Source organism: Eikenella sp. HMSC071B05 (genome assembly GCF_001811325.1).
GTDB lineage: Bacteria > Pseudomonadota > Gammaproteobacteria > Burkholderiales > Neisseriaceae > Eikenella > Eikenella corrodens.
In genome coordinates this window covers 1-19,178 of sequence record NZ_KV804540.1, presented here as the reverse complement: position 1 = coordinate 19,178, position 19,178 = coordinate 1, and the positions used below count along the sequence as shown (strand labels likewise).

21 protein-coding genes, 1 tRNA gene and 3 pseudogenes are annotated in these 19,178 nt (G+C 53.1%); 7 read left to right on the top strand and 18 right to left on the bottom strand.

Translation table 11 applies throughout. The features are described from left to right. The 3 genes and pseudogenes from HMPREF2796_RS11490 to pseG form a co-directional block, all read right to left on the bottom strand. A pseudogene (locus HMPREF2796_RS11490) lies at window positions 1-243 on the bottom strand (hypothetical protein); the annotation flags it as partial. 48 nt (window positions 244-291) lie between these two features. Further along, entirely contained in the window at window positions 292-1,344 is a 1,053-nt protein-coding gene (gene pseI / locus HMPREF2796_RS02465; RefSeq protein ID WP_070630708.1) for a pseudaminic acid synthase, read from the bottom strand. Window positions 1,345-1,396: 52 nt separating this feature from the next. After that, complete coding sequence (gene pseG / locus HMPREF2796_RS02460; RefSeq protein WP_070630706.1) at window positions 1,397-3,025, bottom strand: UDP-2,4-diacetamido-2,4,6-trideoxy-beta-L-altropyranose hydrolase; 1,629 nt, start codon at window positions 3,023-3,025, stop codon at window positions 1,397-1,399. Between the two features lie 91 nt (window positions 3,026-3,116). Between pseG and HMPREF2796_RS02455 the strand changes: the two genes are divergently transcribed. After that, window positions 3,117-3,389 (top strand): GNAT family N-acetyltransferase, encoded by a 273-nt coding sequence (locus HMPREF2796_RS02455; RefSeq protein WP_070630704.1) that lies wholly within the window; start codon window positions 3,117-3,119, stop codon window positions 3,387-3,389. Window positions 3,390-3,457: 68 nt separating this feature from the next. Here the strand turns inward: HMPREF2796_RS02455 and HMPREF2796_RS02450 are convergent, their stop codons facing one another. From HMPREF2796_RS02450 to HMPREF2796_RS02440, 3 genes and pseudogenes are all read right to left on the bottom strand, one after another. Further along, entirely contained in the window at window positions 3,458-4,225 is a 768-nt protein-coding gene (locus tag HMPREF2796_RS02450; protein ID WP_070630702.1) for a pseudaminic acid cytidylyltransferase, read from the bottom strand. Window positions 4,226-4,562: 337 nt separating this feature from the next. Then, window positions 4,563-5,288: a nitroreductase family protein gene (locus HMPREF2796_RS02445; protein ID WP_070630699.1), complete on the bottom strand. Its 726-nt coding sequence runs from the start codon at window positions 5,286-5,288 to the stop codon at window positions 4,563-4,565. A gap of 360 nt (window positions 5,289-5,648) precedes the next feature. After that, window positions 5,649-6,028 (bottom strand): annotated as a pseudogene (locus tag HMPREF2796_RS02440) (YqaA family protein). A gap of 146 nt (window positions 6,029-6,174) precedes the next feature. On the opposite strand from HMPREF2796_RS02440, the gene HMPREF2796_RS02435 reads away from it, so the two are divergent. Next, window positions 6,175-6,399, top strand: coding sequence for a DUF1653 domain-containing protein (locus HMPREF2796_RS02435; protein WP_070630697.1), 225 nt, complete (start codon window positions 6,175-6,177; stop codon window positions 6,397-6,399). Window positions 6,400-6,631: 232 nt separating this feature from the next. Next, window positions 6,632-7,444 (top strand): formate/nitrite transporter family protein, encoded by an 813-nt coding sequence (locus tag HMPREF2796_RS02430; RefSeq protein WP_064086905.1) that lies wholly within the window; start codon window positions 6,632-6,634, stop codon window positions 7,442-7,444. Between the two features lie 70 nt (window positions 7,445-7,514). Here HMPREF2796_RS02430 and pseC read toward each other — a convergent pair whose 3' ends face one another. The 3 genes from pseC to pseB all read right to left on the bottom strand — a co-directional run bounded on the left by pseC (window position 7,515) and on the right by pseB (window position 10,768). After that, on the bottom strand, window positions 7,515-8,672 hold the full coding sequence (gene pseC, locus HMPREF2796_RS02425; protein ID WP_070630695.1) for a UDP-4-amino-4,6-dideoxy-N-acetyl-beta-L-altrosamine transaminase: 1,158 nt from the start codon (window positions 8,670-8,672) through the stop codon (window positions 7,515-7,517). 135 nt (window positions 8,673-8,807) lie between these two features. Then, window positions 8,808-9,704 (bottom strand): DUF5984 family protein, encoded by an 897-nt coding sequence (locus HMPREF2796_RS02420; RefSeq protein ID WP_070630693.1) that lies wholly within the window; start codon window positions 9,702-9,704, stop codon window positions 8,808-8,810. Between the two features lie 65 nt (window positions 9,705-9,769). Continuing rightward, window positions 9,770-10,768, bottom strand: coding sequence for a UDP-N-acetylglucosamine 4,6-dehydratase (inverting) (gene pseB / locus HMPREF2796_RS02415; protein WP_023887077.1), 999 nt, complete (start codon window positions 10,766-10,768; stop codon window positions 9,770-9,772). A gap of 278 nt (window positions 10,769-11,046) precedes the next feature. On the opposite strand from pseB, the gene HMPREF2796_RS02410 reads away from it, so the two are divergent. The 4 genes and pseudogenes from HMPREF2796_RS02410 to HMPREF2796_RS10710 form a co-directional block, all read left to right on the top strand. Then, complete coding sequence (locus tag HMPREF2796_RS02410; protein WP_070631014.1) at window positions 11,047-11,577, top strand: alpha/beta hydrolase; 531 nt, start codon at window positions 11,047-11,049, stop codon at window positions 11,575-11,577. A 328-nt stretch (window positions 11,578-11,905) separates the two neighbouring features. Continuing rightward, the gene (gene rplM / locus HMPREF2796_RS02405; protein WP_070630691.1) at window positions 11,906-12,334 is read left to right on the top strand and encodes a 50S ribosomal protein L13; all 429 of its coding nucleotides are present in this window, start codon (window positions 11,906-11,908) and stop codon (window positions 12,332-12,334) included. A 12-nt stretch (window positions 12,335-12,346) separates the two neighbouring features. Beyond that, the gene (gene rpsI, locus HMPREF2796_RS02400; RefSeq protein WP_003822527.1) at window positions 12,347-12,739 is read left to right on the top strand and encodes a 30S ribosomal protein S9; all 393 of its coding nucleotides are present in this window, start codon (window positions 12,347-12,349) and stop codon (window positions 12,737-12,739) included. A gap of 126 nt (window positions 12,740-12,865) precedes the next feature. Continuing rightward, window positions 12,866-13,177, top strand: a pseudogene (locus tag HMPREF2796_RS10710) (transposase); the annotation flags it as partial. Window positions 13,178-13,238: 61 nt separating this feature from the next. On the opposite strand, the gene HMPREF2796_RS02390 reads toward HMPREF2796_RS10710, so the two are convergent. The 9 genes from HMPREF2796_RS02390 to HMPREF2796_RS02360 form a co-directional block, all read right to left on the bottom strand. Next, window positions 13,239-13,763 (bottom strand): hypothetical protein, encoded by a 525-nt coding sequence (locus tag HMPREF2796_RS02390; protein WP_070630687.1) that lies wholly within the window; start codon window positions 13,761-13,763, stop codon window positions 13,239-13,241. An 11-nt stretch (window positions 13,764-13,774) separates the two neighbouring features. Beyond that, on the bottom strand, window positions 13,775-14,164 hold the full coding sequence (locus HMPREF2796_RS11030; RefSeq protein ID WP_168162809.1) for a hypothetical protein: 390 nt from the start codon (window positions 14,162-14,164) through the stop codon (window positions 13,775-13,777). Window positions 14,165-14,480: 316 nt separating this feature from the next. Further along, window positions 14,481-14,789: an integrase arm-type DNA-binding domain-containing protein gene (locus HMPREF2796_RS10705; protein WP_246826819.1), complete on the bottom strand. Its 309-nt coding sequence runs from the start codon at window positions 14,787-14,789 to the stop codon at window positions 14,481-14,483. Beyond that, a complete protein-coding gene (locus tag HMPREF2796_RS11650; RefSeq protein WP_246826820.1) occupies window positions 14,765-14,896 on the bottom strand; it encodes an Arm DNA-binding domain-containing protein in 132 nt (43 codons plus the stop codon). Before HMPREF2796_RS11650 ends, HMPREF2796_RS10705 begins: the two co-directional genes overlap by 25 nt. Window positions 14,897-15,094: 198 nt before the next feature. Continuing rightward, window positions 15,095-15,170, bottom strand: a tRNA-Phe gene (locus HMPREF2796_RS02380). A gap of 116 nt (window positions 15,171-15,286) precedes the next feature. Continuing rightward, the gene (locus tag HMPREF2796_RS02375) at window positions 15,287-15,499 is read right to left on the bottom strand and encodes a zf-HC2 domain-containing protein (protein WP_371327460.1); all 213 of its coding nucleotides are present in this window, start codon (window positions 15,497-15,499) and stop codon (window positions 15,287-15,289) included. Continuing rightward, on the bottom strand, window positions 15,492-16,094 hold the full coding sequence (locus tag HMPREF2796_RS02370; RefSeq protein WP_083308622.1) for a sigma-70 family RNA polymerase sigma factor: 603 nt from the start codon (window positions 16,092-16,094) through the stop codon (window positions 15,492-15,494). Before HMPREF2796_RS02370 ends, HMPREF2796_RS02375 begins: the two co-directional genes overlap by 8 nt. A 240-nt stretch (window positions 16,095-16,334) precedes the next feature. Then, complete coding sequence (locus HMPREF2796_RS02365; protein WP_035580030.1) at window positions 16,335-16,754, bottom strand: HIT family protein; 420 nt, start codon at window positions 16,752-16,754, stop codon at window positions 16,335-16,337. 107 nt (window positions 16,755-16,861) lie between these two features. Next, on the bottom strand, window positions 16,862-19,063 hold the full coding sequence (locus tag HMPREF2796_RS02360; protein ID WP_070630681.1) for a UvrD-helicase domain-containing protein: 2,202 nt from the start codon (window positions 19,061-19,063) through the stop codon (window positions 16,862-16,864). Window positions 19,064-19,178 lie beyond the last annotated feature (115 nt).

The window sequence follows — 19,178 nt, the reverse complement described above, 5'->3', positions numbered from 1 at the left end:
AGCCGCAAGTTGCGAGCCCGCCCGAAAAACCGTGTGCAGTGAGGGAAGTTTGGCGAAGCCAAATCTGTGCCCGCAGTCGCTTTTCTTTTGCTTCCTTTTCTTTGGCGAAGCAAAGAAAAGGAAGTGCCCGCGCCGGCATGAGGCGCAAAGGTGAACAAGGCATAAATGAGAAAGGCTACCTGAAATTTGGCAAACTGCTTCAAACACAACAAAAAGCGAATTCCCAGCTTCGTTGGTACTCATGCTTTCAGGTAGCCTCTCACACCGCCGTGAGGCTACCTGAAACTTTTTCTACTCTTCCACACAATCCCAATCGGTTGCCGTATTAGCCGCCACATCGCGGCGCAGGCGTTTGCCGATGAGCGCGTCGTAATGTTTGGGCGCCAGCCCGTAGCCGGGGCGCACGCTGCGGATGCAGTCGGCGCCGATGGTGTCGCCCGCTTGCATATCTTTCACAAAATACAGCGAACGGCGGAACTGGATATTGCCCTGCTCGCTCGATTTCAAGCCGTAATCGGCCTGCCCCAGCGCCTGCCAGGCGGTATGGCTGCTGCGGCACAATTCGGCCAAATCCTGCGGCTCTAAAGAAAAACTGTCGTCCGGGCCGCCGCCGTTTCTGTCTAGCGTAAAGTGTTTTTCGATCACGCACGCACCGAGCGCCACGGCGGCGATGGCGGTGGTGTTGTCTAACGTGTGGTCGGACAAACCCACCGGCACGCCGAAGCGCTGCGCCATATCGGGCAGGGTGCGCAGGTTGTAATCTGCTGCCGGTGCGGGGTAGCCGCTCACGCAGTGCAGCAGCACCAATTCCTTGCAGCCGCCTTCGCGCGCAGCGGCCACGGCTTCGGCGATTTCTTCGGCATCGGCCATGCCGGTGGACACAATCATCGGCTTGCCGGTTTGTGCCACATAGCGGATCAGCGGCAAATCCACCGCTTCAAACGAGGCGATTTTGTAAGCCGGGGCATCGAGGCTTTCCAGCAAATCCACCGCCGTAAAGTCAAACGGCGAGCTGAAAATGGTGATGCCTTGCTCGCGGGCAAAATCGAACAGCGGCTTGTGCCATTCCCAAGGCAGATGCGCTTTTTGATACAGCTCGTGCAACGTTTGCCCGTCCCACAGGCCGCCTTTGATTTGGAACTCGGGCGCGTTGCTGCGCAGCGTGATGGTGTCGGCGGTGTAGGTTTGGATTTTGACGGCATCGGCACCGGCAGCCTTGGCCTGTTCTATGATGTTGAAGGCGGTTTGCAGGCTGCCGTTATGGTTGGCCGACATCTCGGCAATGATGTAGGGCGGATGGGCGGCGCCGATGGGGCGGCCGTTGATTTGGAATGTGGGTTTCATGGGTGGTTTCGGTTTCAGGTAGCCTTCATGGGGGAGGCTGCCATTTTAGCGTTTAATACAAAAAATCTTCGGCACGAAGCACAAATGACAAGGCCTGCTGCGCATTCTGCCCGGCTGTCTGATCCTCCAGGCGGAAACCGAGCTTGTGATGCAGAGCCAGGCTGGCGGCGTTATGCGGCAACACTTGGCCGTGCACTTCGCGCATATTCAGGCGGCAGAAGGCGTATTGTAACGCCAGCTGCCCCAATGTGCCGCCGTGGCCTTGGCCGCGCGGGCAATCGGGCGCGAGGTAGAAGCCCCATTCGCAGCGGCCGCCGCCCAGGTGTTTGAAGCTGGCATAGCCCTGCGCCGTACCGCCGGTTTCATACAGCAGCATGGTGAACTCGGGGTTGGCCAGCTGGCGGGCAAACCATGCCTGATGCCCATCCCAAGCGATTTCCCCGCTATCGAACATAAAGCGGCGAATCTCGGGATGATTGCGCCACTCAAACAGGCGGCGGCAATCGGCTGGCGCGGCGGGTCGCAGCACGGCAGGCGCGAAATCGGCCAAATTATTGGCTGCCCGCAGCGCGCCGCACCCATCGCACAGCGTGGCGGCGTGGCGGCTCTGCTCTGCCCGCAGGGCAGGCGCTTCAGACAGCAGCCGGGCCAAGCTGGCAGGCAAATCCGCCATATCAGCCACACTCGCCACTCCGGCCTGCTGCAAGGTTTCTGCGATGCCGCGTTGGTTTTCCGCCAACACCAGCATCATGGTGGGCAAACCCAGGCAGCAGCGTTCCCACGAAGTGCTGCCCGCTGCGCCGATGGCCAAATCGGCTTCGGCCATCAGTTCGGCCATATTGTTTGCGCCCACCAGCACGCGGCAGGGATACGGCACGCTATCGGCAAAAGCCTGCACGGCGGCGGTGTGCGGCGCGGTTTTGCCCATCACCACGGTGACGCGGCAATCGGCAGGCAGGCTACCTGAAAGCGCCTGCAGCACTGCTAAAGTATGGTTGTCTTTATCCACGCCGCCCAAGTTCACCAAAATCTGCTTCAGGTAGCCTGTTTCGGCTTGGGCAGCACGGCGTTGCAAACTTGCCTCGCGCCAGGCTGCAAATTCTTCGCGCAGCAAGGCATAGCGCGTGCCGGTGAGCAGGCGGCAGGCGGCAGGCACCAGACCGGCGTAATCGGCAGGGGTGTGGCCGAGGTTTTGATCCAGCAGCAAATCGGCGGCGTGGGGGCGGTCGGCCAAGTCGTCGATCGCCATCAGGCGGCTGCCCGCAGCGGCTTTGGCGGCTAGCTCCCACTCGGCGGATAAGGCATAGTGGTCGCAAATAATCCAATCCGGCGCAAAAGCAAGGATATGCGGCAAGCAATCTGCGGCATCCTGCGCCTGCGATACCGGCAGCCAATGGGCATGGGCCAGCTGAACGCACGTTGTGGCCTTTGCTTCATTTTTGCTGCGCAGAGGCTCGCAGCGCTCGCTTTCAGGTAGCCTGCCAGCCTGCGGCGGCACGGGCAACAACACCAAGCCGAAACCGGCGCGCTCGATGGTTTCGCCCAAATGGCCGGGCAGCTCACGGCAGATAAAGCGCACCTCATGGCCGCGCCGCGAAAGCTCGTGCGCCAGCGTGAGGCAGCGCATGATGTGGCCGCTGCCGATTTGGAGGGACGCGTCTGCACGGATTAAAATCTTCATCGTTTGGTCTTTAATCAAAGGCTACCTGAAAGCGAACACAGAGAGCTTCGGCGTAGCAAAACAAAGGCTACCTGAAAACAGGAAAACCATTATGCGCACCATCACCCACAACCCAGCTGCGCAACGCTTCGAATACACCGAACACGGCGCAACCTATTATGTGTCCTACCGAGTCGAAGGCGGCATCTGGCAGCTGTTGCACACCGAAGCGCCGGCCAGCCCCTACGGGCGCGGCATCGCTGCCGACATCGTCCGCACCGCGCTGGAAGCCGCGCGGCGGCAGGGCGTGAAAATCCGCAGTGACTGTCCGTTCGTGATTGGCTATCTCGCCTTTCATCCCGAATTTGCCGATTTGGAAGCCTAAAGGCTACCTGAAAGCGAGTACCGTGCGCTTCTGCGCGGCAAAAGGTGCAGCTGGATTTGCTAATCCGGCTAACCGCCCATCTCCTGCAACACGCGCCACATCATTTCCGCCCGCGCCCAATCTTCCGGCGTATCAATATCCTGCACACGATATCGTGGCAATTTCACGGCAGCAGAACGGCTGTTGAAAATCGGTTTTTCCGCCAGCCAAGCCTCGGCACTGCCCCAATAAAACTGCCCCGCATCGTGCCAAGCGTGCTCCAAATCCTGCGAGCGCACGGCAAAATTTTCCGGCTGAAACATCGACACGCCGCCCTGCCCGTTCAGCCGCAGGGCACGCTGGATAGGAAAGGGAAAATCGGTTACCGAAAAAGCATAATCGCCACCGCTTCGGCGCAGCGTATCCAGCCCGCGTTGCAGGTCGGCAGGGCGCACGAATGGGGCGGTAGCATACAAGCAGCAGACTTCGGGCAAGGCTGGCTTGAGGCTAGCTGAAAAATCCGGCTGCCCGCTTTTGCCGTGCAACAACCCGCTGCGCTCGCTTTCAGGTAGCCTCTCCGCCAACAGCGTGGCAACGGCATGACGCATCACAACACCAGTGGTGGCAAAATCATCCGCCAGCTCGGGCGGGCGTACAAACGGGGTTTCCGCACCGTATTGCCGCGCCACGGCGGCGATTTCTTCATCATCGGTCGACACCGCCACACGCGTAAAGCAGCCGCTCTCCAGCGCTGCTTCGACGGAATAGGCAATCATCGGCTTGCCGTTGAATGGCTTGATGTTTTTGCGCGGAATACGTTTGCTGCCGCCGCGGGCGGGAATGATGCAAAGGGTCATGGAGTAGCAGTTTCTGCCAGCTTTTGGGAAAGCGTGGCGAATACGGTTTATTAAGGCAGGGATTATAGCTGATTTGGGCAGTCGGCCGCAGCGGTTTGCGATGGGTGCAGGCAGGGATTGCGGTGGCTGCAACAAGGGCTTGGGCGGGGCTTGGCATGGCAAATGTATAGTGAATTAACATAAACCGGTACAGCGTTGGCTCGCCTTGCCGTACTATCTGTACTGTCTGCGGCTCGCCGCCTTGTCCTGATTTTTGTTAATCCACTATAAAATCCGACCGTTTATCAAAAAGGCTACCTGGAACTTTTCAGGTAGCCTCAAATTTGTGTGCGGCGCTTCAAATATGCCGATACACCTCGTCAAACGGCAGGCGGTAGCGTTCGCCCCAGATGCCGTGGCCTTCTTTGCGGATGCCGCAGGAAACAACCATGTTGATTTCTGCGCCGCGCGGCAGGTTCAGAATGTGTTTTACGCGGCGGCTGTCCAGCCCTTCCATCGGGCAGGTGTCGTAGCCTACTTCGGCCATGGCGAGCATAAAGGTTTGTGCCGCCAAGCCGCAGCTTTTGTGCACCACGATACGCATATCGGCTTCGGACACGTCGCGCATCATCGGGCGGAACAGGCCAATGCTCCATGCCAGCATTGTGCGGAACGCGCCGAGCAGGCCGAAGCAGCGGGTGTAAACAAAGGGCATGAGCTTGTTGCGGTAGCCTTCTTCCGCCTGAATACGTTTGGCCTGTTTTTCCGGCGGGCTGTTGCGTTGGATGTTGCCGCGCTCAAAATCGAGCACGGTTTCGGCGCGGCTGCGGTGCAGGTCTTGGCGGGTAACGAACACCACCATCTGCGGCGCGGTAGCGGCGGCTTTCTGCCCAAGGCAGGCTTCGGCAAGCTGCTTCAACACGGCGGCATCGGTGATGTGGTAGAACTCATAAAGCTGCATATTGGAACTGCTGGGTGCCAGCTGGGCAAGGCGCAGGCATTGGCGCACGATGTCGGCATCAATGGGCGCATCGCCGTAGTGGCGCACGGAGCGGCGGCGTTCGAGGGCTTGTTGCAGGGTCATGATTACTCCTTCAGGTAGCCTTTCAGGCAGTTGTGAGGCTACCTGAAAAGCGGGAAGAGAATGTATTTCGTAGATAACCTTTCCATACATTAACTTGTTATCAGTATACACCAAGCTTTCCGGCATTACCTGCCAATTTTGCCACAGCTTTTACAGCGTTGATTTCCTAACCAAACGGTACTGCTGTTGATGAACCAGGGCATGAACAATCTCTGGCTTACCCCTTAATTTTCTAATTGCATTGGAGCCCTACGTTTGGAATCAGGTTATCAATGTGTTGCCCAGAGATGCTTGGATTGTGGTTTTCAAGCAAATAACTCACTTAGTACAAGAATAACGCTTCTTAACTTTCAGGTAGCCTCAGTTTAGCCAGCTCACGCCCTGCCAAATCAAAGCATAACGGGCAAACTTACCCACCGCCAGCGCTGCCGTGCATGCCCACGCGTTCAAACGCAACCAGCCGGCAGCCAGGGGCAAAGCATCGCCGGCCACGGGCAGCCAAGCCAAAAGCAGCAACCATGCGCCGTGCCGCCGCAGCAGGCTCACGGCTCGGGGAGACAGTTTGCTTTGGCCGCGCTCCGGCAACTGGCGGCCGAGCCAATAGGAAGTGAGGCTGCCCACGCGGCTTCTGGGCGCTGCCATAAGAAGGCGGCAAACGCGGCCTCGGACGTACCGGGCAGCAGCGTGGCGGAAGTGAAGGCGGAAAACCACAGCGCGGCGAGGAGGGAGAAATCAGACATCATCAATGGCGTTGCAGGCTAGCTGAAAAATGAAAATAAGGTTTCCGAAAAAAGCCAAGTTGCGGCACAGCTAAAACCAGAGTGCCCAAGCAAGCAGCCCAGTGGTTTAAGCTATAATCAGGGCTTCATTTTACAAGGAAACCGCCATGTCCCACACCCTGCCCCGCGGCCTCTACCGCCACTACAAAGGCAATCTCTACGAACTGCTGCACACGGCGCGGCACAGCGAAACGGAAGAGCCGCTGGCGGTGTACCGCGCGCTCTATGGCGACTACGGCGTGTGGGTGCGCCCGCTGGCGATGTTTGCGGAGGAAGTGGCAACGGAAAACGGCTCTGTGGCGCGGTTTGCGCTGGTGAAGGCGTTTGACTGACGGCTGAAACACCGAAGGCTACCTGAACATACCGCGCAACGCAGTCAAAATGCGTTGGCTGTATTTCAGGTAGCCTTTATTGCGTTTTGAAGGCTACCTGAAAGTGCCCACTTGCTTCTGCACCAAACCGGCTTATAACCGGCAGCAATTTCCATAAAAGTAATCATTCTTTCACAAAATGCCGTGTGCTTGATACAGTTTGCCAACGTTGAACTGCCGATAAGGACAAGCCATGAATTTTGTGAAACCGGAACATTTGCGCGACTTCTACCCCCATGAAATCTTGCAGGATTCTCTGCAGAAAGCTCAGGCCAAATCAGGCTCAAGCTTGAAAACGCTGGCGATTTTGAGCTTTCTGGGCGGCGGTTATGTGGGCTTCGGCTATTTGGCGTTTTTAAAAGTGGTTACCGGCATTCCGCCCGAATGGTCGGGTCTGGCCAACTTATTGGGCGCAGCGGTATTCCCGATCTGCCTGATTTGTATTCTGATTGGCGGCGGCGAGCTGGCCACGGGCAATATGATGCTGATGGGGCTGGGCTGGTTTGGCAAAAGAATCAATGTGGCCAACCTGATGCGCAACTGGCTGATCGTGAGCTTGGGCAATTTGGCCGGGGCTTTGTGTATGGCGTATTTCCTCGGGCATTTCGTGGGCTTGACCGAAGGTGTGGCGGCGGCGAAAACCGTTGCCATTGCCGAAGCCAAGGTGGGCATGAGCTTTGGCCGCTCATTTGTGTCGGCCATTGCTTGCAACTGGATGGTGTGCATGGGCATTTGGTTTTATTTCGGCGCGAAGCAGACTTCGGGTCGGATTTTGGCGATGTGGTTTCCGGTGATGACCTTTGTGCTGATTGGGCTGCAACACTTTGTGGCCAATATGTTTATCATTCCGGCCGGCATCTTTGCGGGGGCGAATGTGTCGTGGGGGCAGTTTTTTGCCAATATGATTCCCGTGTTTCTAGGCAATGTGGCCGGCGGCACGGCGTTTGTGGCGGCTTCGTATCTGCACGCGTATAAGCATTTATTGAAAGACGATTATTCGATTTAGCCGACATATCATGCGGTTAAAAGGCTACCTGAAAACCGGTTTCAGGTAGCCTTTGTCGTGTTTGCGGGCACTAGCCGAAAGCCCGTTCCAATACTTCCACCACTTTATCCTGTTCGGCTTCGGTCAGCCCGAAATACAGAGGGATACTGATTGCGCCCGCGTAATAGGCTTCGGCGGCGGGGAAGTCGCCGGTTTTGAAGCCGAAGTGTTGGCGGTAGTAGGGCTGGGTATGGACGGGGATGTAGTGCACGTTGGCGCCGATACCGTTTTGCCGCAGGAAGTCAAACACCTGGCGGCGGGTTTTGCCGCTGTCGGCGCGCACTTGTACTGGGTAAAGATGCAAGGCGGAGCGGCTTTCTGGATGGCGCTGCGGCAAGACGAGCGGCAGGCGGGCCAGCAGGCGGTCGTATCGGGTGGCAAGTTCATGGCGGCGGGCGACGAATTCGTCGATGCGGGTCATCTGGCTCACGCCGAGCGCGGCTTGCAGTTCGGTCATGCGGTAGTTGTAGCCGAGGTCGATTTGCTGGTAATACCAAGCGCCGTCCGGCTCTTGAGTCATTTCTTCAGGATTGCGGGTGATACCGTGGCTGCGCAGTAGGGCGAGTTTGGCGGCAAGTTCGGGGCTGTTGGTAAGGGCGGCACCACCTTCGGCGGTGGTGATGATTTTGACGGGGTGGAAACTGAATACGGTGATGTCGCTATATTGGCAGTTGCCGACTTTGCCGCCCTGATAGCTGCCGCCGACGGCGTGGGACGCATCTTCAATGATTTTGAAACCGTATTCTTTTGATAATGCGTGGATTTTCCGCATATCGCAGGGTTCGCCCGAGAAGTGAACCGGCACCACGATTTTGGGCAGGCTACCTGAAACTTTGGCCGCTTTCAGCTTGGCTTCCAGCGCGGCGGGAGACATATTCAGGGTGTGCGGGTCGATATCCACAAAATCCACGTCTGCGCCGCAATAGCGGGCACAGTTGGCGGAAGCGGTGAAGGTGATGGGGGATGTCCACAAACTGTCGCCTTTGCCTAAGCCGAGCGCGAGGCAGGCAAGATGCAGGGCGGAAGTGGCACTGTTTACGGCCACGGCATGCCGCACACCGCAATAGGCTTTCAGGCTGTCTTCAAAGGCAGGCACTTGCGGGCCTTGGGTGAGGAAGTCGGATTGGAGCACGCGCACAACGGCGGCTATGTCGGCTTCGGAAATGGTTTGGCGACCGTAGGGGATCATTTGGGGGATTTCTCCTTTGCTTGGATTGTTGGAACTTTCAGGTAGCCTTTTAGGATTGTAGGCTACCTGAAAAGTATTTAGGAATAAACCAGACGGCCACGTTTCATTTCAGGTAGCCCGAGCAGTCTAAATACTTTAAAAACTTGTGATGCGGACAATATCAATCGGATGAGGATGATCTGCCAACAGTTGACGCAAGTTGATGCCCGCACGCAAATTGGCTTGCTCAAAATCCGGATGGATTGGCCACTTCTTTTGTAAGGCCTGATTGAACTCTTGCTCGCGCTCTTTGTGTTCGGCTAGCAGGCCAGCAAGGTCATAAACAGTTTCTCCGGCCGGTGTGCCGTCTCGATTAACAATGGGGTGTGTAACAGGATAAAAGTTAGGGAAATCTGTTTGGATTTGGCGGATACGTTCTGCCATAGCGGCCATCAGGCGGCGATGGAAGTCGCGTACTTCGTGTATAAAATCATCAAAGCTGATCACGAAAACGGCTTCGCCCGTATGCTGAAAGAACGGGATACCATTCTCGTTCGTGCGGTTGCCATTCCAATAAATATAAATTTCATCGGCATAACGCCACACACGAAATTCCGGCATAAGCATATAGCCGCTGCCCAAATAGCCATGTGGGAACATGCACTTGTCTAACAGGTCGTCATCTTCATCTAAGATCAAACTGTCGCAGCGTGCTTCCCCTGCCAAATCATCGACGGTGGGATTGAGTAAGCATTGATGGGCGAGTTCACCCACATTGTGCCAAGTGTAAGGCAAGGCTTCAGATAGCACGTCTTCATACAGCCGTACGATGTAATAGTCGGGTTCGTGGGCGGGCAATCTGTTTGCGGCGGCATGTTGCTCGACTTGTGCGCGTTCTTCTGTCGTTAAGCAGTCCGGATTATAGGACAGCAGGCATTTGCCATTGATGCAGATGTTGTAGCTGCCGTCTGTAAGCCAAAACCAGCACGGGCTGGCATAATTAAACGCTAAGGCCTGTTCAATATTTTTAAGTGTGAAATCGAATAGCGGCATGGGTGTTCCGTCGTTATTAAGGCTACCTGAAAATTCATCCAAGCATTTTCAGGTAGCCTTCTCTATCAAATCGCACCGATTTTCTCTTTGTTCGCCTCAATCCACGCCTGCAATTCCTCGCGCGTCATCCATTCCGTGTTGTTGTCGCTGGCATACACGAAGCCTTCGGGCACTTTCACGCCGTTTTTGATGCGCTCGGGCGTTTCGTCCCAGCCGTTGATGGCGGGCAGGATTTTGAAGTGTTCGGGGTATTCGTAGGTGTGGAACGAGTCTTCCGCGCCAATCATCTGCTCGTGCAGTTTTTCGCCGGGGCGGATGCCGACGGTTTCCTGCGCGCATTCTGGGGCGACGGCGGCGGCCAAATCGCAAATGTTCATCGACGGGATTTTCTTCACATAAATTTCGCCGCCCACCATGTCGTCAAACGCGTGCCACACGAGCTCAACGCCCTGTTCCAGCGAAATCATGAAGCGGGTCATGCGCGGGTCGGTAATCGGCAGCGTGCCGCGTGCGCGCTGGGTGAGGAAGAAAGGGATTACCGAGCCGCGCGAGCCCATCACGTTGCCGTAGCGCACCACGGCAAAGCGGCAGCCGTGTTCGCCGGAATAGGCGTTGCCGGCCACGAAGAGTTTGTCGCTGGCGAGTTTGGTCGCGCCGTATAAATTGACGGGGCTGCTGGCTTTGTCGGTGGACAGGGCGACGACGCGCTTCACACCTTTGTCGATGCAGGCGTCAATCAGGTTCATTGCGCCGTTGATGTTGGTTTTCACGCACTCGAACGGGTTGTATTCGGCGGTGGGGACGATTTTGGTGGCGGCGGCATGGACGACGTAATCCACGCCGTCGAGCGCGCGGTAGAGGCGGTCTTTGTCGCGCACGTCGCCGATGAAGAAGCGCACGCGTTTGTCGCCTTGGAATTTTTTCGCCATTTCCCACTGCTTCATTTCGTCGCGGGAGAAGATGATGATTTTTTTGGGATTGTATTTGGCCAGGGTCATGGGCACGAAGGTGTTGCCGAACGAGCCGGTGCCGCCGGTTACGAGGATGGTGGAATTAGAAAGCATGGATAACCTGTTGTTTTAGCTTAATAGGATAGCTGATTCCACCGCAAAATCATCTTAATGGAAACAGCGTAATATGAAGTGGCGGATTATAGCACCGGCATCCAACGGCTTCTATCGTGCCGCAGGCTACCTGAAAAGTGGCAGCACAGCCTCTCCAAACTACACTTAATAGCCGTGCCAAAGTAGGAATAACAGTATATAGACTCCCCCCACGTTACTCCTCTTTGGAGTAGCCATGCATTACAATGATGCTTTTTCCCTACTCCACCCTACCGCCTATGCCTGCCACTCAAGACCTTACCCTGCTCCTCGTGCGTGACGCTGCCGAGCCGGAAATGTGGATAGACATTTGGGCACGCAGTTATCCGCTGGTGCAACAAGTATCTTGCGCTGCTGATGAAGGCATTGCCCAATGGCAAAGCAAAATCAATACCGCGTGGCAGCTTATCCCCGGCCAGGCCATGATTGTGGCACACGGCGCAGGCGTACCGGCCGTCATGGCCTGGCAGTTCCAAAATAGCATGCGCAGCCAACAACGCATTCGCGGCATGATTTTGGTCTCTCCCCTGCAATCTGCCTGCATGGATGATGAATGGCATACCTTGCAACGCGCCCGTACCAACTGCAAAGCCGCTTTAGTAATTGGGCAAGATGAAAATCCACTGTGCCCAACCGACTGGGCAAGCGATACCGCCACCATCTGGCAAGCCAGGCTGTTACGCGCACCGCAGTCCGGCCACCTCAACCAGCGCTTGGGCGGCTGGCAATGGGGCATGCGGCTGATGCAGGAAATGTTGTGGGATGACTAATATCCTTGGCGCTACGGGCAATACGGTTTTCAGGTAGCCTCTACACTCTTTGTTGCGTCTCGCATGCGTCAATTAAATCAACATAGATCAAACATAATATATTGAAATAAAATGGCTTTACCTGCACTGCACCCAGCTAAACAATGTCAAACAGCAACCAAAACTGACAGCCTATCCATATATACAGCCTTCCTCTCTAGCTTGCCTTACTGCAACAATGTATAGGGATTACGCCATAAATTCCGTTTCCGCTTAGGATAAACATTGACAGTAAACTGCTTAATCTTTAAAATTAAAGTTTTCTTATATTAATTTGGATTTTCCTGCTATGAAAACCTTCTCAGCCAAACCGCACGAGGTGAAGCGCGAATGGTATGTCATTGATGCCCAAGACAAAGTTCTGGGTCGCGTGGCTACCGAAGTCGCCCGTCGCTTGCGTGGCAAACACAAGCCCGAATACACCCCGCACGTAGATACTGGCGACTACATCATTGTAGTTAATGCCGACAAGCTGCGTGTTACCGGTGATAAAAATGAAGGCAAAATCTACTACCGTCACTCTGGCTTCCCTGGCGGTATCTACCAGCGCACTTTCCGGGAAATGCAAGACAAATTCCCCGGCCGCGCTCTAGAACAAGCTGTTAAAGGCATGTTGCCTAAAGGCCCCTTGGGCTACACCATGATCCGCAAGCTGAAAGTGTACGCTGGCAGCGAACATCAGCATGCCGCCCAACAACCCAAAGTATTGGAAATTTAAGGACACCATTTTATGAACGGTAAATACTACTACGGCACTGGCCGTCGCAAAAGTTCTGTAGCCCGTGTGTTCCTGCAAAAAGGTTCTGGTCAGATTGTGGTAAACGGTCGCCCCGTTGACGAATTTTTCGCCCGTGAAACCAGCCGCATGGTGGTGCGCCAGCCTTTGGTTCTGACCGAAAATGCTGAAGCATTCGATATTATGGTAAACGTGTGCGGCGGCGGTGAAACCGGCCAATCCGGCGCTATCCGTCACGGCATCACCCGTGCCCTGATTGACTATGATGCAGGTTTGAAATCTGCCCTCTCTCAAGCTGGCTTCGTTACCCGCGATGCCCGTGAAGTGGAGCGTAAGAAATTCGGCCTGCGCAAGGCACGTCGCGCCAAACAGTTCTCCAAACGTTAATTCGTTTATATTGCAAAAGAGCCGGCTTCCCCGGCTCTTTATTTATGCATAAACATTTAAGGCTACCTGAAAGTCTCAGATAGCCTTAAATGCTTAAAGAATACTATTTATGACACCCTACCTTATTCACCTAGCCGGCTGCTGATTATCCAGGATAAAGTGAGGCCGGACAGTGTGGTTTATACTGATTGCCACAGTGCCTCCAATATATTGGATGTTAGCGAGTTTAACTACTTGCGCATCAATCACCGCACCTGTTTTGCAGACAGGCAAAACCACATCAACGGGATTGAGAACTTCTGGAGTCAGGCCAAACGTCATTTGCGTAAATTCAACGGCATTCCGAAAAAGCATTTCGAGCTGTATTTGAAAGAATGCGAATGGCGATTTAACAACAATGAAATCTCAAATTGCTATGTTAAACCTAGTGTTATCTAGGGCAGCCCCTTATTACTTCTTATCCACGGAGTGTTAAAACACAGCCCAAAATAACAAACCCTTATGCATAGTTATTTAATATTGCCTCTATACCTTCCTTTCCAAATTCTTCATACAAGGGAGAAGATTTATCATTTAATGATTTTTGTAGCTGATAGATTGTTACAAACCAATCTTTATCTAAAGAATCAAATAGCGATTTCGCTTTTTTATTATGGGTATTAAATGCAAATACACCCCAGTCAACAGGGTAATACTGTGCTGCACACCAACTAAGATTATGCGGTATGATTACAACTCCTGTTAAATTAATCTCTTTCTCGTATATTATTTTACCTATATCTGTTAAATTATTATTTGCTACATCCACATTGACCACAGGACTATCACTGACTGAAGTAAAAATATCTAATTCTAAATAATTATTTAAAATTAGAATATTGCTAAACTCATTTGCAAATTCTTTATTGCTAAATAATGGAAAATCAAAAAATAAAAATTTATTATAATTTAACTCTTTATTAAAGAAAAAAAAATCTGGAAACCTAAATTCATTTTTAGTCATAATTTCACTAAATTTATTCATAATAATATCCCCTATTTAATTATGCCAAATCGTATCTTTACACCAACTCTCTTTCCATCAATAATCATTTCTGCTGATGGTAAACCTGTTTTTACATTACGCATTCCCCCACCTGTACTTTTTGGATAAAAATTATATCTAACACCCCCTTTTTCAAAAAAGTAAACATTTGGCTGAATAGTTGCATGACGTGAAAAACCATTTCTTTCTAGATTAATCACAGCTTCTTCTTGTGATATATTGGCAAAAATCTGAGTAGACGAATTTCTAGTAGTCCCTTTTTCAAATTGAGAACTATTTGCTCGCATGTCATTAGCAGCCCTTTCAGCATATTCTCTATGCCTTTCTTTGATATTATTTGATCTATTATGATGATTACCATTATTCGGATCAGGTGGCATAGGCGCGCCTGCAGCAGCTACAACCTGTTGGGGTTGTGTAGCAGTTGCTTTTCTAGCCGATTTTGTTTTTATCCTCCTCCATGAGACCTTTGCCCTTGATTGGAAGAAATGGTGTTTAGATGTAAATATGAAGTACTATACAGAACCCCTGCGGTAGCTAGTTGGATTCCAGTAGCCTTATTTGCCCCGCCAAAATAACTGTTTGCAGCACCTAATAATTTATTAGCTGCTCCTTTACTTCCCATTGATGCAGAATTTTGGGAGATATTTAATGTATTTCTTGTAGCTATATTTGCTGCACGGTACGCTTTAACTCCTATCGATGCACCAGCGCAGGCAAAATATCCGCCTCGAAGCTGCGCCACACTTTAGCGGCATGGACTGCCGTCCAGTCGGCGCGCTGGTGTTTGTACCATTCGGCGGCCAAATTGTGGAAGGTGTTTTGCAGGGCAGCAATACGCTCTTGTTTGGCCTGCTTCTTGGCTTCGCCCGGGTCTTGCCCGGTAGCCAGCAGGCGGCGTGCGCTTTCGGCAGCTTCCCGCACTTCGAGCAGGGAGATAAGGGGATACTTCCCGATTGATAGCGTTTTTCGCTTATTGGCTATCGCGCAATCAAACCGCCACAATTTGCCACCCGTAGGGTAACTTGCAGATACAGCCCACCACCATCAGCCAGTTTATAGGCTTTGTCGGCAGGCTTGGCATTCTTGATTTGGCGGTCGGTTAGCGGCATTTGGGGGTATTTTTTCGGTGGTATTTCTAAGATACCCCCAAATATACCCCCAAAATTCTGTTGCTTCAATGCAATTCGGATAGACGGCGGTAGATACCAAACAAGCCCTAAACATAGCTAAAATCCTTGCCGGGCTTGGGTCTTGTAGATTTGGATAGACGGCGTTAGACAAAAAAATAACCGCTAAAATGCGGTTCGTGGTGGCCAGAGGCAGGATCGAACTGCCGACACACGGATTTTCAATCCGTTGCTCTACCAACTGAGCTATCTGGCCACTATTGAAGTTCGCTATTACACCAGTTATTCCAATCTAAGTCAAGCCTTTTCAGTAAAATATTTTTGTTAATTAACGAACATATTATTTTATCACATACTTTTTCAGGTAACCTTTCACTGCTTGTCTTCAGCCTGTTCCTGCCGCACATGGTGCATTGCCAAACTGATGGTGTCCAGTTGTTTCTGATAGCGTTTGCAGGGTGAGCAAACCAGCAAGTGCAGTCGCAACTGCCAACGTTCCCAAAGACCCAATGGGCGGTCATGTTGCAGCGAAATCAATTCTGCGGCTCGTTGGCATTTCAGCATAGCTGTTCTTTCATTATCCATTTAACCAGTTGCTTTGCAGACAACGGCGCAGACCGTTGCGGGCGCGGTAGAGAATGGTGTAGCAGTTGTCGGCGCTGATACCGGTTTGCTGGCAGATTTCAGCCACCTCCAACCCCATCAACTCGCGCAGCATAAATACCCGCGCGGTATTGTCCGGCAAGTGCTCGAGACAGTACTCCATGGTATGCATAAATTCCTGCTGCCGGATGGTATCTTCCGGTGAAGCCCATGTTTGAGGAGTGGCGCTATTCGTCCAATGGCCGCTCTCATCAAACTGCTGCTGGCGCACAGTATCAAGAAACTGTTCGTCTTCACTGCTCACTTGCCATTGCAGTTGGCTTTTTCGGCTGCGCAGGCTATCCAATAAAGTGTTACGCAAAATGGCGAATACCCACGTTTGCCATTGCGCAGCCGACTTAAACTGCTGCCGGCGGGAAAAGGCTTTCAGCATGGTGTCTTGTACCACGTCTTCCGCCCATTGGGCATCGTGTAGCTGCAGGGTGGCAAAACGCAAAAGTTTGCACCGCAGTTCGGCGGTATCCGTTTGCTGCCAAACCTGTTCATGGTTATTGGATTCTGCTTGATCGGATTTCATCTTGCTATGGAAGGCTACCTGAAAATTTCAGGTAGCCTCATACCGTGAGTGGTACCTTGTAATTAGACGATTGGGTTACTGCTATTCTGACATTGCTGCTGCATTTATCTGCTCCACTTGATGCTTTCAAAAGGCTACCTGAAACTTTTCAGGTAGCCTTTTAACATTGCCGTGGGTGTTGCGTTAAATGCAGCCGATCTAATTATTGCTGCTTCAATATACTGCCAAATCGAAGCACGGCTACGCTATGGCCTCACGCAGTTTGGCAGCCAGCGCGGCCAGTTCAGCGTGGTCGGCCATCTTGTCTTCATGTTCCCCCAACTCGTGCAGATGCCCGGGAATCAGGTGCATATGGTAGTGGAACACGCTTTGGCCGGCTTCTTGGCCATTGAGCTGCATTTGCACGATGCCGTGCCGCTGTAAAACTTTGCGCTGGGCGGCAATGATTTTTTTGGCGGTGGCAAACACAGCTTGTGCGTATTCTAATGGCAGATCGCTCAGCTCCAGGGCCTGCGTTTTCGGCACAATCAACACATGGCCACGCGCCTGTGGCATCACGTCGAGGAAGGCGAGGACTTTTTCGTCTTCGTACACCGTATGGTTGGGGATTTCGCCGCGCAGGATTTTGGCGAAGATGTTGTTGCTGTCGTATGCTGACATGTCGTTCTCCTTGATAGTCAATAAGAATTTTTCGGCTACGTTTCGGCTGATGTTTTTCAGGTAGCCTGTTAAGCAATTAGCTTCAAGCCCTAAGGCTACCTGAAAACTCACACAGCTTCCAGTTTGGCAAATTTAGTGTCCAGCACTTTGATGCCCTGCTTGCCAAAGTTTACGGTGAGGCGGGCGCTGCCGGCTTTGCGCTCCCCCTCAATGATTACGCCGGTGCCGAATTTGGCGTGCCGCACATTTTGGCCGATGCTGAAGCCGTCGTAATCCTGCTTCGCCACCGGTGCAACCCATTCTGCCCTGCGCTGTTGAGGCCGGCCTTCGGGCACGGGAAAACGTGGTTTTAGCACGGGAGTGAGTAAATGCAGTAAATCGGGCGGAATTTCTTCCACAAAGCGCGATACGGTACCAAAATGGGTTTGGCCGTGCAACATCCGCTGTTGCGCCATGCTGATGTAGAGCCGCTGCCGTGCGCGCGTGATGGCCACATACATCAGCCGCCGCTCTTCCTCCAGCCCGCCGTGTTCAGCCAGGCTCAATTCGCTGGGGAAACGGCCTTCTTCCATGCCGGTGAGGAATACGGCGTCAAACTCCAGCCCTTTAGCCGCATGCACAGTCATCAACTGTACGGCAGACTCATCGGCGGCAGCCTGGTTCTCGCCAGATTCAAGCGCAGCATTGCTCAAAAAGGCAAGCACGGGGAATGCCTGGCTCTCTACGACATCAGCGGGCAGGGTTTCAAACGTACTGTCTTCAGGGCGGAATTCTTCAGCCGCTCGGATGAGTTCGTCTAAGTTGTCTAAGCGGTCTTGATGATCGCCCTTTTGGTTTTGGTAATACTCATACAGGCCGCTGCTGCGTACGGCCTCGGCCACAATATCAGGTAGCCCGACTTGGCCGATGCAGCCGCGCAAGCTTTCAATCAGGCGCACAAAGGTGGCTACCTTGCCGTTCTTCACGGCTACGCGGCAGGCTGCCTGCCACAGCGGTATGCCTTCTTGCGCAGCAGTGGCTTGAATGTTTTCCACCGTACGGCTGCCAATGCCGCGTGCGGGCACGTTGATGACGCGCAACAGGGCGTTATCGTCGTCGGGATTAACCGCCAGCCGCACATAAGCAAGTGCGTGTTTGACCTCCTGCCGCTCATAAAAACGCAGGCCGCCGTAGATTTTATAGGGCAGACCGGCACGGAACAGGGCTTGCTCGAGAATACGCGACTGGGCATTGCTACGATAGAGCACGGCAGTTTGTGCCAAATCCATGCCGTCACGATGCAGGGCTTTGATTTCTTCTACCACGAACTCGGCCTCTTCACTGTCGGTAAAGGCGGAAAGGAAACGGATTTTTTCGCCATGCTCGGCTTCAGTGCGCAGGTTCTTGCCCAAGCGGCCGTCGTTATGGGCAATCACGGCATTGGCTGCAGCAAGGATATTGCCCACCGAACGATAGTTCTGCTCCAGCTTGATAGGAGAGGCTACCTGAAATTCACGCATGAAATCGGCCATATTGCCCACGCGCGCGCCACGGAAACGGTAGATGCTCTGATCGTCGTCACCCACGGCAAATACGGCAGCATGTTGCCCGGCCAGAAGTTTGAGCCAATCGTATTGCAACTTATTGGTGTCTTGGAATTCGTCCACCAAAATGTGGTTGAAGCGGTTTTGGTAGTGCGTACGCAGGATCTCGTTACTTTGCAACACTTCATAGCTACGCAACATGAGTTCAGCAAAATCTGCTACCCCTTCCTGCCGACACAGACGATCGTATTCGGCATAGCATTCAATCAGGCGCTGCTCAAACGGATTGTTGGCATGTAGCACGGCAGCACGCAACCCTGCTTCTTTTTGCGCATTGATAAAGCCTTGTAAGGCACGCGGGGCGATGATTTCTTCGGAAATATTGAGGGCTTTGAGCAGGCGTTTGACTAGAGCGAGCTGGTCACTGCTGTCTAAAATCTGGAAGGCAGCTGGCAGACCAGCTTCTTTGTGATGCAAACGCAGAAATCGGTGACACAGGCCATGGAACGTACCCAGCCACATGGCGCGAATATTAAGCGGCAACATGGCTTCGAGCCGGGCACGCATTTCTTTCGCAGCCTTATTAGTGAACGTAACCGCCATCACCGAATGTAGGCTGGCTTGACCACTATGCAAGAGCCAAGCGATGCGGGTGGTAAGCACTTTAGTCTTACCGCTGCCGGCACCAGCCAGCACCAAAGCAGATTGCACCGGCCAGGTTACCGCAGAAAGTTGCTCATTGTTTAAGCCGGAAAGTAGGGAGTTGTATGGAGCTGATGTAAGCACGGTCTGAAGTGTTGGAATAACTAAAAGAAGCGTCGATTATATAACCAAAACTCTTGTTTCCTCCTGCAAGGTTGGTTCAACTTAAATAATTTTCCAAGGCTCAAGCGGCTACCTT

Coding starts and splice junctions, on each gene's coding strand:
- HMPREF2796_RS02375 (WP_371327460.1), bottom strand. CDS start 15,499: ATGGATAATGAAAGAACAGCTATGCTGAAATGCCAACGAGCCGCAGAA.
- HMPREF2796_RS02435 (WP_070630697.1), top strand. CDS start 6,175: ATGTCCCACACCCTGCCCCGCGGCCTCTACCGCCACTACAAAGGCAAT.
- pseB (WP_023887077.1), bottom strand. CDS start 10,768: ATGCTTTCTAATTCCACCATCCTCGTAACCGGCGGCACCGGCTCGTTC.
- HMPREF2796_RS02370 (WP_083308622.1), bottom strand. CDS start 16,094: ATGAAATCCGATCAAGCAGAATCCAATAACCATGAACAGGTTTGGCAG.
- HMPREF2796_RS02390 (WP_070630687.1), bottom strand. CDS start 13,763: ATGAATAAATTTAGTGAAATTATGACTAAAAATGAATTTAGGTTTCCA.
- HMPREF2796_RS02430 (WP_064086905.1), top strand. CDS start 6,632: ATGAATTTTGTGAAACCGGAACATTTGCGCGACTTCTACCCCCATGAA.
- HMPREF2796_RS11030 (WP_168162809.1), bottom strand. CDS start 14,164: ATGCCACCTGATCCGAATAATGGTAATCATCATAATAGATCAAATAAT.
- HMPREF2796_RS02455 (WP_070630704.1), top strand. CDS start 3,117: ATGCGCACCATCACCCACAACCCAGCTGCGCAACGCTTCGAATACACC.
- pseG (WP_070630706.1), bottom strand. CDS start 3,025: ATGAAGATTTTAATCCGTGCAGACGCGTCCCTCCAAATCGGCAGCGGC.
- HMPREF2796_RS02450 (WP_070630702.1), bottom strand. CDS start 4,225: ATGACCCTTTGCATCATTCCCGCCCGCGGCGGCAGCAAACGTATTCCG.
- HMPREF2796_RS02445 (WP_070630699.1), bottom strand. CDS start 5,288: ATGACCCTGCAACAAGCCCTCGAACGCCGCCGCTCCGTGCGCCACTAC.
- HMPREF2796_RS02410 (WP_070631014.1), top strand. CDS start 11,047: ATGCCTGCCACTCAAGACCTTACCCTGCTCCTCGTGCGTGACGCTGCC.
- pseI (WP_070630708.1), bottom strand. CDS start 1,344: ATGAAACCCACATTCCAAATCAACGGCCGCCCCATCGGCGCCGCCCAT.
- HMPREF2796_RS11650 (WP_246826820.1), bottom strand. CDS start 14,896: ATGCCGCTAACCGACCGCCAAATCAAGAATGCCAAGCCTGCCGACAAA.
- pseC (WP_070630695.1), bottom strand. CDS start 8,672: ATGATCCCCTACGGTCGCCAAACCATTTCCGAAGCCGACATAGCCGCC.
- rpsI (WP_003822527.1), top strand. CDS start 12,347: ATGAACGGTAAATACTACTACGGCACTGGCCGTCGCAAAAGTTCTGTA.
- HMPREF2796_RS02365 (WP_035580030.1), bottom strand. CDS start 16,754: ATGTCAGCATACGACAGCAACAACATCTTCGCCAAAATCCTGCGCGGC.
- HMPREF2796_RS02420 (WP_070630693.1), bottom strand. CDS start 9,704: ATGCCGCTATTCGATTTCACACTTAAAAATATTGAACAGGCCTTAGCG.
- rplM (WP_070630691.1), top strand. CDS start 11,906: ATGAAAACCTTCTCAGCCAAACCGCACGAGGTGAAGCGCGAATGGTAT.